This window comes from Streptomyces sp. NPDC002328, assembly GCF_042890065.1.
Classification (GTDB): domain Bacteria; phylum Actinomycetota; class Actinomycetes; order Streptomycetales; family Streptomycetaceae; genus Streptomyces.
In genome coordinates this window covers 1,022,689-1,036,312 of sequence record NZ_JBIARQ010000001.1, presented here as the reverse complement: position 1 = coordinate 1,036,312, position 13,624 = coordinate 1,022,689, and the positions used below count along the sequence as shown (strand labels likewise).

The following is a 13,624-nucleotide window of genomic DNA, read 5'->3' as shown; positions in this document are numbered from 1 at the left end:
ACGGCTTGCCGCGGGAGTCAGGCGGCGACGTTGTGGCTCCTCAGCAGCGCGGTGTACGCCGCTTCGGCGGCGCGCCCCTCGAGGGTTCCGGGCGGGGTGTGCGCAAGGAACGTGTCGGTGTCGCCGTGCTGGAGGACCGTTCCCCCGTACATCACCGTGACGTGGTCCGCCTCCTCCGCGAGGTCGGCGACGTCGTGCGTGGACAGCAGGACGCGCACGTCTTCGGTGAGCCCGCGCAGGATGTCGCGGAACACCCGGCGCTGGTAGGGGTCCATGCCCGCGGTGGGCTCGTCCAGCAGCAGGACCCGGGCGCCGTGCACGAGCGCCCCGGCGACGCCGACGCGACGCAGCTGGCCGCCGGAGAGCTGGCTGGTGCGGTCGTCGGCCTTGTCGGTCAGCTCCACGCGCGCGAGGGCCTTGCGGGCCTGCTTCCAGGCGTCCGAGCGGTTCATGCCCTTGAGCCAGCCGACGTAGGCGACGTACTCGCGCGCGGTGAGCGTGGGCATGGGCACGATGTCCTGCGGCATCCAGGCCACCGCCTGCCGGTAGGCCGCGGTGCCCGCCGGAGCCCCGTCCAGGGCCACACGCCCCTTCTGGGGTTTGGTCACCGACGCCGCGAGCTTCAGCAGGGTCGACTTGCCGGCGCCGTTGGGACCGAGCAGGACGGTGAGGCCGTCCGGCAGGACGTAGGAGAAGTCCCGCAGGACCGGCTGCTTCCAGCGCCGGTAGCCGTAGGTGCAGTTGCTGAGTTCGAGTGTCACGCTGGCTTCCTCGACGAGCGGATCTGGGCGGCGAGGCCGAGGGCGAACACCACCAGGGAGGCGACCGCTGCGAACAGGTCGTCCGCAGGGAGCGCGATGACGGTCCAGGAGCGCGGGACGTTCCCGCGGAACCCGATGACTGCGACGGTGACCAGCCACCCCACGGGGAGCATCACCGCGCCTTGTCCGGCCCAGGCGCGCCCGAGCAGCATCAGACCGGTCAGGAACAGGGCGTTGCGGCCGCCGGTCGTGGCCGCGGCGGTCCCCTGGAGGGCGGCGACGGCGACGCTGCACACCACCGCCGCCGCCATGACCGCGGTGACGAGCGCGTTGTCGAGCCGTGCCACGGACCGTACGCCGGAGGCCTCGGCCGCGGGAAGCCGGGATTCCAGCATCGCCATCAGGATGGCGAACAGGGGCACGGGAACGAACAGCGAGAGCGCTACGCGAGGGCTGCCGGTGATGGCCGGCAGCAGCACCGTGTGGTCCTGCACCGCGTAGAGGGCCGCGGTGAAGACGACAAGGGCGACCGGCAGCAGCGTGTGCCCCCGGCGGACCTTGAACCACCACATCACGACGTCTTCGCCTCACAGCCCTGGAGCGCCTGCCTGATCCACTCGGTCTGCTCGGCCGGAGATTCCTTCAACACGCGGGTGACGTCGGCCTTGACCTGCTTCTCCAGCTCCCGGGCCGCGGGGTCCAGCCCCTCCTCCTCGCGGCGCATCCGGTACGCCTTCTCCTGGCCGGTCTTCATGGCGCCCCACAGCCAGGCCGAGTGAGCGGTGCGGACGTCCACCTCCTCGCAGCGGAACTTCAGAGCCCGCACCACGACCTGGTACACCGCGCCACCGTTCGGCACCTGCTCGGTCAGCAGCATGTGCCACTCGGTGTCCGTGGAGGTCTTCTGGTGGCGGCCGTCGACGTAGCCGTCGGTGATCAGCCGCGGTTCCGCCGAGGTCGCCCCGGCTTCCCGCAGCACGCTCAGTGCCTCGGCGGTGTCGCGCTGGACCTGCGGCAGGTAGCGCGCGTTGAACTCCGGCACGCACATGCGCGGCGCGCTGCCCGTGCACGTCATCGCCACGTTCCCGGTGGTGATCGGCGGTGTGGCCGACCAGTCGGCGGCCGTGCGCTGGGCCCCGAGGACGCCTCCCACGGCGACCACGGCCGCCAGGGCGATCCGCAGCGCCCGCCACCCGAAGGGCAACCAGAGGATCATCAGCCCGACGGCGATGCCTCCGGCCAGCATCACGGGTACCGCCGCCGTGACGAACTGGGGCACCTCGCCGAAACCGACGCTGCCGAACTGGCCGGAGACGTGCCGGGGCCAGTAGGGCAGCATCGCCCTGGTGAAGGCGACGAGGAGCCAGTCGCCCACGGCCAGGACGGGCGTGGCGATGATGCGCGGAACCCGGCAGCCGACGGCGAATCCGAGCACGGCGTGAGCGACGCAGATCACCATGGCCGCGAACGGCAGGCGCAGGCTGTCGAGGCTGGGCATGGTCGCCGAACGGGCGAGTGAGACCGCCGCGGGCAGGAGCAGGACGAGCCACGAGAGCGCGATCACCGGGGCCAGGACGTTGGCCGCGATCCGGTATCGCGAACGGGCCGGCGCCAGCGCCCATATGCGTGCGCTTTTCAGTCGGCCGCTCTCCCAGCAGGCGAGTCCGGCGGCTGTCGCGTACGCCAGCGCATAAAGCGTCATCAGCGGCTCCGCGACAATGCTCGGAGCATAATGGAAATAACTTGAGAGAGGGGCTTTCTGGCCTACGACGTAATAAAGGAACGTCAGCAGGAGAATTATGGGGGCAGCCCATCGCACACTACCGCTGCGCAGCGTGGTGCTGAATTTCATGCGGTCTCACCGAACTACTTGTCGACCAAAGAGGGGCGCCCCCGGCGGGGCGCCCCTCAGGGCTGGTCTGTCAGCCGTCTGCCTTGGTGGTGTCCACCGACACCGTGCTCACGGTCAGCTGCGGGCCGAAGGTGGAGCCCGCGATCTTCGCGAGCTTGAAGTAGTAGTCCCGCTTGCCGGACGGCAGGTCGGTCCACTCGCCGTTGCTGGTGCCGCCGCCGAAGCACGCGGTGAACGTCTTGTTGTCGTAGGCCTCGTCGGGCTGGAGCGTGATGTCGGCCCATATCCGCACGTCGGTGCTCTGCGTGGCCAGCGCGTCGGTCTTGCAGTTGGTGAACTTCACCTGCGAGTACAGCTCGTCCGACCAGCGCCGGGACTCGAAGCCCACGCTCGCCCCGGTGATGGAGCTGCTCCAGTTGGCCTCGGCGATGGGCGCCATCGCCAGAGTGATCACTGCCGCCGTGCCGACGACCGTGGAAATGCGCGAACCGCGCTTCATTATTTCCCCTGTTCCTGGTGCATGAAGCACGGGATCAGGAACTGGTGGAGATGCTTGTGAAATTATGTACACAATACCCCCACATCCCCCGTCCCCCGTGCGGCTGAGGGTCTTTCAGCCGTGCCGTGAAGCTAGCAGTCCGCTTCATGGAGCGTCAACTTTTCATTTACCTGCTGTCGGCTTTATGGCGGCTTCCTGTGTGCCTAATTTGGGCTTTCGTCGCCGATATTGTGGCAGTGGTCCACATTGACCTGGTTGATCTTGATGGGGTGGTGGTGGGGGCTCTGCCCCCTGGTTCCGCGGGATGGGTGGGGACGGGGGTGGTCCCACGGAAGATGTGAGTCCTCGCGTCCACTGGGTAGGGCTCAAGTAACCCGTCAGACTCGTTCGACAAGGAGGCCACCGTGGTCGCATCGACATACCCCCTGGTCCCGGCCGCCCGCTCCAAACGCCCGGCGGATCTTTCCGCCGACTTCGAAGAGCCCCATGTGTGCGTGTTCAGCGCGGAGGGAACCTGCGCCGAGGCTCCGCTGACCAGCGAGCCCCCGCTGCCCTACGCCGAGCCGCTGACCAGCGAACCTCCCCTCACCAGCGAACCGCCGCTCGCCGCCGCGGACTCCGACTTCATGAGGCCGTAGATGACCGCACCCCGGATGAGGCCGTAGATGACCGCACCCCGGCCGGCCGCGCCCCTCGACGAGGAGCTGATCCGCCTCGCCGGGCTGCACGGCGTCGCGACCTCCTACCGTCCGTCGCCGGACCGTACGGTGACGGCCTCGGTCGCCGCCGTGACCCGTGCCCTGGCCGCCCTGGGCGTCGACGCGAGCACTCCGCAGTCCGCCCGCGCCGCGCTCGCCGCCCGGGAACGGGAACTGGCGGAGCGCCTGCTGCCGCCCACCGTGGTGGTGTGGGGGGACGGCGGCGGCGACGGCACGGGGTCCGCCGTGCTCGCCGGACTTCCCGAGGGGACCCGGATCGAGGTCGAGACCGAGCAGGGAGAGGTCCGCGCCTCACTCGACGGCCTTCCGGCCGGCGTGCACGCGCTGACCGCCGTCGCGCCCGACGGCCGCACCGCCCGCGCGCACCTCGTCGTGGCCCCGCCCCGGCTGCCCACACCCGCCGGGCGCTCGTACGGACTCCTCGTCCAGCTCTACTCCCTCCTCTCCCAGCGCTCCTGGGGCATGGGCGACCTCGGGGACCTCGCCGAGCTGACCGCCTGGGCCGGGCGGGCGCTGGGCGCCGGGTTCGTGCAGGTCAACCCCCTGCACGCGGCCGTGCCCGGCGCTCCCACCGATCCCTCCCCGTACCGGCCCTCCTCCCGCCGCTTCCCCGACCCGGTGCACCTGCGCGTCGAGGACGTGCCCGAGTTCGGCCACGTCGACGCGCCCGAGCGCGTGCGGGCGCTGCGCGAGCGGGCCGCGCGGCTGCGGGAGGCCGTGCTCGACAAGGGCGCGCTGATCGACCGGGACGCCGTGTGGGAGCTCAAGCGGGAGGCCATGGAACTCGTCGCCGACGTGCCGCTCGGGCCCGGCCGGCGGGCCGCCTACTGCGACTTCCTCGCCGAGCAGGGCGAGGCCCTGGAGGACCACGCCACCTGGTGCGCCCTCGCCGAGGTCCACGGCTCCGACTGGCACGCCTGGCCCGCCGCCCTGCGCGACCCCCGCTCCGCGGAGACCGCCCGCGCCCGCTCCGAGCTGATGGAGCGCGTCGACTTCCACTCCCGGCTCGCCTGGCTCACCGACGCCCAGCTCACCGCCGCCCAGCGCTCCGCGCGCGAGGCGGGCATGCCGCTCGGCGTCGTGCACGACCTGGCCGTCGGCGTGCACCCCGGCGGGGCCGACGCCTGGGCCCAGCAGGAGTACTTCGCGGCCGGCATGTCCGTCGGCGCGCCCCCGGACGCCTTCAACGCGCGCGGCCAGGACTGGGGCCTGCCGCCCTGGCGCCCCGACCGGCTCGCCGACTCCGGCTACGCGCCCTTCCGCAGGCTGCTGCGCGCCCTGTTCCGTTACGCCGGCGCGCTGCGCATCGACCACGTCATGGGCCTGTTCCGGCTCTGGTGGGTCCCCCAGGGCGAACCGCCGACCGAGGGCACCTACGTCCGCTACGACGCCGAGGCCATGCTCGCCGTCCTGGTGCTGGAGGCGTCGCGGGCGGGCTCGGTGGTCATCGGCGAGGACCTGGGCACCGTCGAGCCCGGCGTGCGGGAGGCGCTGCGCGAACGCGGGGTGCTCGGCACGTCCGTCCTGTGGTTCGAACGCGCCTGGGAGGGCGACGGTCGCCCCCTGCCGCCCGAGAGCTGGCGCGCCGACTGCCTCGCCACCGCCACCACCCACGACCTGCCGTCGACGGCCGCCCGGCTCACCGGCGAGCACGTGGAGCTCCGCGACCGGCTGGGCCTGTTGACCCGCCCGGTGGAGGAGGAGCGCGCGGAGGCCGCCGCCGACACGGCGGAGTGGCTCGACGCGCTCGCCCGGCTCGGCCTTCTCCAGGGCGCCGGCGGAGGCGGCGACACCTCTTCGGAGGAGGCCGAGGTCCAGGCCGTCCACCGCTTCCTGCTGAGCACCCCCGCCCGCATGATCGGCGTCTGGCTCCCGGACGGCGTCGGCGACCGCCGCCCGCAGAACCTCCCCGGCACGTGGGACCAGTACCCGAACTGGCGCCTGCCCGTCGCCGACGCGGAGGGCCGCCCGATGACGCTGGAGCAACTGGCGGCGTCGCCGCGACTGCATGCGTTGATGGAGGTGCTGCGGGGGTGAGATCAGCCCGTCCGCGGGGGTGCTTCTCGGCCAAGGGGTCGACGATTCAGCCCGTCCGGCGTTTGAGGACGAGGCCCGTTCAGGGCCGAAGCGGGGGCCCGGGGGCGGCAGCCCCCGGCGACGCCCGCACCGACGCCGGGGCCGTATAAGGCACCCCGGACGCGCGCCCTCCCCCCGCGTTCGCTACTTTTGCACCGTGGACAAGAACAACGCCCTGCGCGCCGGCACCCTGGCGGCCGGTACGACGCTGATGATGCTGCTCATGTCGTCCCCCGCGCTCGCCCTCACCCGGGACGACGGCGACGACCCCGGTCCGGGCCTGAGCGTCATCGAGACGCTGGGCCTCTACGTGGTGGCGCCGATCGCGCTGTTCCTGGCCATCGCCGGCCTGGTGTGGGTCCTCGACCGCTCCCAGGACAGGCACGACGACACCAGCTCCAACATCACCGTCAAGGGCGAGGCGGGCGCCAAGGCCGCCAAGGCCTGAGCCTCCGGGGCTCCGGGGCTCCGGGGCACCGGGCCGCCGACCCGCAGAGCGTGCCTCTGCGGGGCCTCGGCCGTGCCGTGCCCGGCGGCCCGTCCTCAGTTCTCTGTCGCGAGCAGCAACTCGCGCAAAAGGTCGGCCAGTTGGCCGGCCTTTTCGTCGTTCAGTGCGGCGGTCAGCGCCTCCGTCTGGACGGCCAGGCCCGCGCCGACGGCCTCCTCGACCAGTGCCAGCCCCTTGTCGGTGAGCGTGACCTGTAGGCCGCGGCGGTCGTGCGGGTCGGGGGAGCGGCGGAGCAGGCCGGCGCGCTCCAGCTTGTCGAGGCGGCCGGTCATGCCGCCGGTGGTCAGCATCAGCGTCGCCGACAGCCGGCGGGGTGAGAGGGTGTACGGCTCTCCGGACCGGCGCAGGGTGGCCAGCACGTCGAACTCGCCGCGCGCGAGCCCGAGGGCCGCGTACGCCTTGTCCATACGGTCGCCGATCGCGCGCGAGAGCCGGTTGACGCGGCCGAACACCTCCATCGCGGCGGTGTCGAGATCGGGGCGGACGGTCGCCCACTGATCGATGATCGCGTCGACCGGGTCCCTGCGCTGCGCACTCATACGGGGGAGTATCCGCCGGGCATCCGGTAGCCCGCAAGAAAGTAGCTCGGGTGCTAGTAGCTCTCATGCAAGTAGATCAGTTGTAAGTAGCTTGACTGTAAGTCGCTTAGCGCTAAGCTATTTTTCATGAACCGGCTTGCGACCGTCCTGCTCACCGCTCTCGCCCCGGTCTCCTGGGGCACCACCTACGCGGTCACCACGGAGTTCCTCCCCGCCGACCGTCCGCTGTTCACGGCCCTGATGCGCGCGCTGCCCGCCGGGCTGGTGCTGCTCGCGATCGCGCGGGTGCTGCCGCGCGGGGTCTGGTGGGGGAAGGCGGCGGCGCTGGGCGCGCTGAACATCGGCGCGTTCTTCCCGCTGTTCTTCCTCTCCGCGTACCGGCTGCCCGGCGGCCTTGCGGCGGTCGTCGGTTCGGTCGGGCCGCTGTTCGTCGTCGGCCTCTCGGCGGTGCTGCTGGGGCAGCGGCCGACCGCGCGGACGCTGCTCGCCGGGGTCGCGGCAGCGTTCGGCGTCAGCCTGGTCGTGCTGCGGGCGGGCGGGGCGCTGGACGCGGTCGGCGTGCTCGCGGGGCTCGCCTCCACGGCGTCGATGTCGGCGGGGGTGGTGCTGGCGAAGCGGTGGGGCCGCCCGGACGGGGTCGGGCCGCTCGGGCTCGCCGCCTGGCAGCTGACGGTCGGCGGGCTGCTCGTCGCGCCCGTCGCCTTCCTCGTCGAGGGGGCGCCGCCGGCGCTGGACGGCCGTGCGGTGGGCGGCTATCTCTATCTGGCGCTGGCGAACACGGCGGTGGCGTACTGGCTCTGGTTCCGCGGCATCGGAGGGCTCACCGCCACACAGGTCACGTTCCTCGGCCCGCTCTCCCCGCTGACGGCGGCGGTGATCGGCTGGGCGGTGCTGGACGAGAGCCTGACGGCGCTGCAACTGACGGGAATAGCCATAGCGTTCACCGCGACGACGACGACCCAACTGTCCCCCCGCCCCCAAGGACCCCCCGCCCCCCAACCTCCCCCCAGGAAGCCCCGCCCCCTGAACCCCCACCCTTCACCCACCCATCACTCGACTCGGTAGGTGGAGACAGCCGGTTCGGTGGGTCGGGTCGCCGGCAACTCCGTACACCCCCAGGGGGCGCTCGGGGTGGGGTGATGTGCTGCGGGGGGTCACTTCACCCCCGGCCCCGGCCGTCGCCCAACGCGGTGCGACCGTGGAAGGATGGCGCAACCCACTCATATCGAGGAGATGACCGCGTGCCTGGCACAAACCTGACTCGCGAAGAGGCGCAGCAGCGGGCGAAGCTGCTCACCGTTGACTCGTACGAGATCGAACTCGACCTCTCCGGCGCGCAGGAGGGCGGCACCTACCGGTCAGCCACCACGGTGCGCTTCGACGTCGCGGCGAGCGACGCCGACGGCGGCGCCGAGTCCTTCATCGACCTGGTCGCCCCGACCGTCCACGAGGTGACGCTCAACGGCGAGAACCTCGACCCGGCACAGGTCTTCGCCGACTCCCGGATCGCCCTGCCCGGCCTGCTCGAAGGCCGCAACATCCTGCGGGTCGTCGCCGACTGCGCCTACACCAACACCGGTGAGGGCCTGCACCGGTTCGTCGACCCGGTCGACGAACAGGCCTACCTGTACACGCAGTTCGAGGTGCCCGACGCCCGCCGCGTCTTCGCCTCCTTCGAGCAGCCCGACCTCAAGGCCACCTTCCAGTTCACGGTGAAGGCGCCGAACGGCTGGACCGTCATCTCCAACTCCCCGACGCCCGAACCCAAGGACGACGTCTGGGTCTTCGAGCCGACGCCCCGCATCTCGACGTACATCACGGCCCTCATCGTCGGCCCGTACCACAGCGTGCACAGCGTGTACGAGAAGAACGGGCAGAGCGTGCCGCTCGGCATCTACTGCCGGCCCTCGCTCGCCGAGTTCCTCGACTCGGACGCCATCTTCGAGGTCACCCGGCAGGGCTTCGACTGGCTCCAGGAGAAGTTCGACTACCCGTACCCCTTCAAGAAGTACGACCAGCTGTTCGTACCGGAGTTCAACGCGGGCGCGATGGAGAACGCGGGCGCGGTCACCATCCGCGACCAGTACGTGTTCCGCTCGAAGGTGACGGACGCGGCGTACGAGCTGCGCGCCGAGACCATCCTGCACGAGCTGGCGCACATGTGGTTCGGCGACCTGGTCACCATGGAGTGGTGGAACGACCTGTGGCTGAACGAGTCGTTCGCCACCTACACCTCCATCGCCTGCCAGGCCTACGCGCCCGACAGCCGCTGGCCGCACTCGTGGACCACGTTCGCCAACTCCATGAAGACGTGGGCCTACCGGCAGGACCAACTGCCCTCCACCCACCCGATTATGGCGGAGATCAACGACCTGGACGACGTCCTGGTCAACTTCGACGGCATCACCTACGCCAAGGGCGCGTCCGTCCTGAAGCAGCTCGTCGCCTACGTCGGCATGGACGAGTTCTTCAAGGGCGTGCAGGCCTACTTCAAGCGCCACGCCTACGGCAACACCCGCCTGACCGACCTCCTCGGCGCGCTGGAGGAGACCTCCGGCCGCGACCTGAAGGCCTGGTCGAAGGCTTGGCTGGAGACCGCCGGCATCAACATCCTCCGTCCCGAGATCGAGACAGACCCCGAAAGCACGGACGGCGTCATCACCTCCTTCGCCATCCGCCAGGAGGCCCCCGCGCTGCCCGCCGGCGCCAAGGGCGAGCCGACGCTGCGCCCGCACCGCATCGCCGTCGGCTTCTACGGCCTCGACGCCGGCAGCGGCAAGCTGCTGCGCGACGAGCGCGTCGAGCTCGACGTCGACGGCGAACTGACCGCCGTACCGCAGCTGGTGGGCAAGCGGCGGCCGGACGTCGTCCTGCTCAACGACGACGACCTGTCGTACGCCAAGGTCCGCCTCGACGAGAAGTCCCTCGCCTTCGTCACCGAGCACCTCGGCGACTTCGAGGCGTCCCTGCCGCGCGCGCTGTGCTGGGCCTCGGCCTGGGACATGACCCGCGACGCCGAACTGCCCACCCGCGACTACCTGTCGCTGGTGCTGTCCGGCATCGGCAAGGAGTCCGACATCGGCGTGGTCCAGTCGCTGCACCGGCAGGTCAAGCTCGCCGTCGACATGTACGCCGACCCCAACGCCCGCGAGACCCTCCTCACCCGGTGGACCGACGCCACGCTGGCCCACCTGCGGTCCGCCGAGGCGGGCAGCGACCACCAGCTGGCGTGGGCGCGCGCCTTCGCGGCCACCGCCCGCACCCCCGAGCAGCTGGACCTCCTCGACGCCCTGCTGGACGGCTCGCAGACGATCGAGGGCCTCGCCGTCGACACCGAGCTGCGCTGGACGTTCGTGCAGCGGCTCGCGGCGGTCGGCCGGTTCGACGAGGCGGAGATCGCCGGCGAGTACGAGCGCGACAAGACCGCCGCCGGCGAGCGCCACGCGGCGACCGCCCGCGCCTCGCGTCCGACGGAGGAGGCCAAGGCGGAGGCCTGGGCGCAGGTCGTCGAGTCCGACAAGCTGCCCAACGCCCTCCAGGAGGCCGTCATCGGCGGCTTCATCCAGACCGACCAGCGTGAGCTGCTCGCGCCGTACACGGACAAGTACTTCGACGTCGTCAAGGCCGTCTGGGACGAGCGTTCGCACGAGATCGCCCAGCAGATCGTGGTCGGCCTCTACCCGGCCCTCCAGGTCTCCGAGGAGACGCTGCGCAAGACCGACGCCTGGCTGGCCTCGGCCGAGCCCGGCGCGGCCCTGCGCCGCCTGGTCTCCGAGGCCCGCGCGGGCGTCGAACGCGCCCTGAAGGCACAGGCGGCGGACGCGAGCTAACCGCGGTCCGTACGCCGACGAGGGCGCCCGGTGTCGGTGACACCGGGCGCCCTCGTGCGTCAGCCGACCGACCCGACGATCAGCCCTTCAGCTCGGCCGCCACCAGCTCCGCGATCTGCACCGCGTTCAGGGCCGCGCCCTTGCGCAGGTTGTCGTTGGAGACGAACAGGGCGAGACCGTTCGCCACCGTCTCGTCCTCACGGATGCGGCCCACGTACGAGGCGTCCTTGCCGGCCGCCTGGAGCGCGGTCGGGATGTCGGTGAGGACGACGCCCTCGGCGTCCGCGAGGATCTCCGTCGCGCGGGCGGCGCTGATCGGGCGCGCGAACCGGGCGTTGACCTGGAGGGAGTGGCCGGAGAAGACCGGCACGCGCACACAGGTGCCGGAGACCTTCAGCTCCGGGATCTCCAGGATCTTGCGGGACTCGTGGCGGAGCTTCTGCTCCTCGTCCGTCTCGTTCAGACCGTCGTCGACGATCGAGCCGGCGAGCGGGACGACGTTGAAGGCGATGGGCCGCTGGTAGACCTGCGGCTCCGGGAAGTCGACGGCCTCGCCGTCGTGGGTGAGCCGGTCGGCCTCGGCGATCACCTTCTGCGCCTGGCCGTGCAGCTCGGCGACGCCCGCGAGGCCCGAGCCGGACACCGCCTGGTAGGTGGCGACGACGAGGGCTTCGAGGCCGGCCTCCGCGTGCAGCGGCCTGAGCACCGGCATCGCGGCCATCGTCGTGCAGTTCGGGTTGGCGATGATGCCCTTGGGGCGCTGGGCGATCGCGTGCGGGTTCACCTCGGACACCACCAGCGGCACGTCCGGGTCCCGGCGCCAGGCCGACGAGTTGTCGATCACGACGGCGCCCTGCGAGGCGACCTTCTCGGCCAGTGCCTTCGAGGTCGAGCCGCCCGCGGAGAACAGCACGATGTCCAGGCCGGAGTAGTCGGCGGTCGCCGCGTCCTCCACCGTCACGCCGTCCAGCTCGGACCCCGCGGAACGGGCCGAGGCGAACAGGCGCAGCTCGGTGACCGGGAAGTTCCGCTCCTTGAGGATCCTGCGCATGACCGTGCCGACCTGACCGGTGGCTCCGACGATTCCGACCCTCACGGCGTCTCCCTGTCTCTTCACGACTCTTCTTTCCATCATGCTGCCGACCCCGGCCCGCCTGTCCAATTCTTTGCCCGCCGCGCCCGAGGAATGGGACGCGGCCGGCCGGCCACCGGTCGCGGAACTGCGGTGGGCACCCCGTCCGAGCTGGAGGAATTCGCCCGCGGGCCACCCCGCGCCGCAAGCTCGCCTGCCCATCGCGCCCCCGCCCACACAACGGTGTGACGTACGCCTCGAAGCCCTGCGGGGAACCCGGTCGAACGTTTCCGCCCCGTCCGGCGTCCTAGGGGAAACGTGGTGGAGGGGGTGGCTTGTGCTGCGCAGAAAGGCTCGGCGCGGCCAGGGGGCGTCCATGGACGACGACCCCCTGGACGCGGCGCAGGAACGCCGGGTGCGGGCGGTGCTCGCGCTGGGCGGGGTTCCGCAGGCGGACCTGCCGGACGGGGTGCAGCAGGTCCGGCTGCGGCTCCTTGAGCGCGCGGCGAAGGGGTACGAGGCGCCGCGGGACGTCTCCGCGTGGGCGGCCGTCGTCGCCTCCAACCTGGCCATGGACTGGCACCGCGCCAAGCGCCGCCAGGAACGCGTCGGCGAGCGGCTGGCCTCCCTGCGCCAGCACGAGCACCCCTCCGGGGAGGACTCCAGCGTGCTCTCCCTGGCCGTCGCCCGCGGTCTGGACGAGCTGCCCGACGCCCAGCGTCAGGTCCTCGTCCTGCGTTTCTACGCCGATCTGCCGGTGCGCTCCATCGCCCAGGAGCTGGGCGTCCCGGAGGGCACGGTCAAGAGCCGCCTGCACACGGCGGTCCGGGCCCTGCGCGCCCGCCTGCACGAGGACGAGGTGGTGTGACGTGACCGCCGGACACGAGACCGACAAGCCCTACTACGGCGACGACGGCGACGACCGCCACGACGGCATGGATCCCCTGATGGCCGCGATCCTGGACGCCCCCCTGTCCGGGGAGTTCCGCGCCGACCCCGCCTACATGGCCGGACACCGGGCGGCCACGGCCGATCTGGCGGTGCTGCGCGAGCAGCTGGGCGTCATCGCGGACGCCCTGACGGAACCCGCGCCCGAGCCCCGCGCCGGATCCGCGCCCGTGCGGGAAGCCGCCGAGGGGTTCGCCCCGGTACGGCGGCGGTCGGGGGCCCCTCGACGCCGTTTCCTCCCCCTCGCCGTGCGCGCCGTCGCCGTCGCCGCCGCCGGGGCGATGGTCGCCGGGGCCGGGTGGCTGGTCGTCCAGGTGGGCGAGGGGCTGGGCGGCATGGGCTCGGCCAAGGGCTCCGACACCAGCGCCGCCGACAGCAGCGCGTCCCAGGGCTCCGAGGGCGCCGGGGCCGAGGAGAGGGCGGAGGCCTCGGCGGCGGCGGGCGACAGCCCGCTCGGCGACCCCGGCTACCTCGCCTGCGCCCGTCTCGTCGTCGAGGGTGACGTGACGCGGGTCGTCCCGGTGCCCGGCACCGGTCAGGAGCGCGTCACCCTGCGGATCACCCACTCCTACCGGCCGGGGCAGCTGGCGGCGGCCGAGGTCGACGTGCTGCTGGGGGAGGACGTGGACCCGCTGGTCGCCGAGGGCGACCACGTCCTGGTCGGCCAGGCGCAGGGGTCGGCGTCGCCCGACGTGTGGGCGGTCGGCGCGGCCGACATCGCCGCCGAACGGGCGGCGATCGAGCGGGCGTTGCCCCGCACCGACGGGGTGGGCTGCGAATGACGAAGGGGCGGGCGCCCTCACGGACGCCCGCCCCCTCG

Annotated in this window: 13 protein-coding genes; 7 read left to right on the top strand and 6 right to left on the bottom strand. The window is 72.0% G+C overall.

What is annotated here, in order from left to right:
- Nucleotides 1-17 precede the first annotated feature (17 nt).
- From ACFYX4_RS04570 to ACFYX4_RS04555, 4 genes are all read right to left on the bottom strand, one after another.
- Entirely contained in the window at nucleotides 18-761 is a 744-nt protein-coding gene (locus tag ACFYX4_RS04570; RefSeq protein ID WP_389325667.1) for an ATP-binding cassette domain-containing protein, read from the bottom strand.
- Entirely contained in the window at nucleotides 758-1,336 is a 579-nt protein-coding gene (locus ACFYX4_RS04565; protein WP_389325664.1) for a hypothetical protein, read from the bottom strand. Before ACFYX4_RS04565 ends, ACFYX4_RS04570 begins: the two co-directional genes overlap by 4 nt.
- Nucleotides 1,333-2,463, bottom strand: a complete 1,131-nt coding sequence (locus ACFYX4_RS04560; RefSeq protein WP_389325661.1) for a hypothetical protein — start codon at nucleotides 2,461-2,463, stop codon at nucleotides 1,333-1,335. The genes ACFYX4_RS04565 and ACFYX4_RS04560 overlap by 4 nt, the downstream gene beginning before the upstream one ends.
- 220 nt (nucleotides 2,464-2,683) lie before the next feature.
- On the bottom strand, nucleotides 2,684-3,112 hold the full coding sequence (locus tag ACFYX4_RS04555) for a hypothetical protein (RefSeq protein WP_389325659.1): 429 nt from the start codon (nucleotides 3,110-3,112) through the stop codon (nucleotides 2,684-2,686).
- 404 nt (nucleotides 3,113-3,516) lie between these two features.
- Here ACFYX4_RS04555 and ACFYX4_RS04550 point away from each other — a divergent pair, with 404 nt between their 5' ends.
- From ACFYX4_RS04550 to ACFYX4_RS04540, 3 genes are all read left to right on the top strand, one after another.
- Nucleotides 3,517-3,750 (top strand): hypothetical protein, encoded by a 234-nt coding sequence (locus ACFYX4_RS04550; protein WP_389325656.1) that lies wholly within the window; start codon nucleotides 3,517-3,519, stop codon nucleotides 3,748-3,750.
- Nucleotides 3,751-3,777: 27 nt separating this feature from the next.
- Complete coding sequence (gene malQ, locus ACFYX4_RS04545; protein WP_389325653.1) at nucleotides 3,778-5,868, top strand: 4-alpha-glucanotransferase; 2,091 nt, start codon at nucleotides 3,778-3,780, stop codon at nucleotides 5,866-5,868.
- A 196-nt stretch (nucleotides 5,869-6,064) separates the two neighbouring features.
- Nucleotides 6,065-6,355: a hypothetical protein gene (locus ACFYX4_RS04540; RefSeq protein ID WP_389325650.1), complete on the top strand. Its 291-nt coding sequence runs from the start codon at nucleotides 6,065-6,067 to the stop codon at nucleotides 6,353-6,355.
- Nucleotides 6,356-6,450: 95 nt separating this feature from the next.
- On the opposite strand, the gene ACFYX4_RS04535 is transcribed toward ACFYX4_RS04540, so the two are convergent.
- Nucleotides 6,451-6,954, bottom strand: a complete 504-nt coding sequence (locus ACFYX4_RS04535) for a MarR family winged helix-turn-helix transcriptional regulator (protein ID WP_389325647.1) — start codon at nucleotides 6,952-6,954, stop codon at nucleotides 6,451-6,453.
- A 126-nt stretch (nucleotides 6,955-7,080) separates the two neighbouring features.
- Here ACFYX4_RS04535 and ACFYX4_RS04530 point away from each other — a divergent pair, with 126 nt between their 5' ends.
- The gene (locus ACFYX4_RS04530; protein WP_389325644.1) at nucleotides 7,081-8,019 is read left to right on the top strand and encodes an EamA family transporter; all 939 of its coding nucleotides are present in this window, start codon (nucleotides 7,081-7,083) and stop codon (nucleotides 8,017-8,019) included.
- Between the two features lie 176 nt (nucleotides 8,020-8,195).
- On the top strand, nucleotides 8,196-10,784 hold the full coding sequence (gene pepN / locus ACFYX4_RS04525; protein WP_389325641.1) for an aminopeptidase N: 2,589 nt from the start codon (nucleotides 8,196-8,198) through the stop codon (nucleotides 10,782-10,784).
- Between the two features lie 79 nt (nucleotides 10,785-10,863).
- On the opposite strand, the gene ACFYX4_RS04520 is transcribed toward pepN, so the two are convergent.
- A complete protein-coding gene (locus ACFYX4_RS04520; RefSeq protein WP_389325638.1) occupies nucleotides 10,864-11,880 on the bottom strand; it encodes an aspartate-semialdehyde dehydrogenase in 1,017 nt (338 codons plus the stop codon).
- Between the two features lie 352 nt (nucleotides 11,881-12,232).
- Between ACFYX4_RS04520 and ACFYX4_RS04515 the strand changes: the two genes are divergently transcribed.
- Both ACFYX4_RS04515 and ACFYX4_RS04510 read left to right on the top strand, forming a co-directional pair.
- Nucleotides 12,233-12,724: a sigma-70 family RNA polymerase sigma factor gene (locus ACFYX4_RS04515; RefSeq protein WP_389325635.1), complete on the top strand. Its 492-nt coding sequence runs from the start codon at nucleotides 12,233-12,235 to the stop codon at nucleotides 12,722-12,724.
- Nucleotide 12,725: 1 nt separating this feature from the next.
- On the top strand, nucleotides 12,726-13,586 hold the full coding sequence (locus ACFYX4_RS04510) for a hypothetical protein (RefSeq protein WP_389325632.1): 861 nt from the start codon (nucleotides 12,726-12,728) through the stop codon (nucleotides 13,584-13,586).
- The last annotated feature ends 38 nt before the right edge of the window (nucleotides 13,587-13,624 follow it).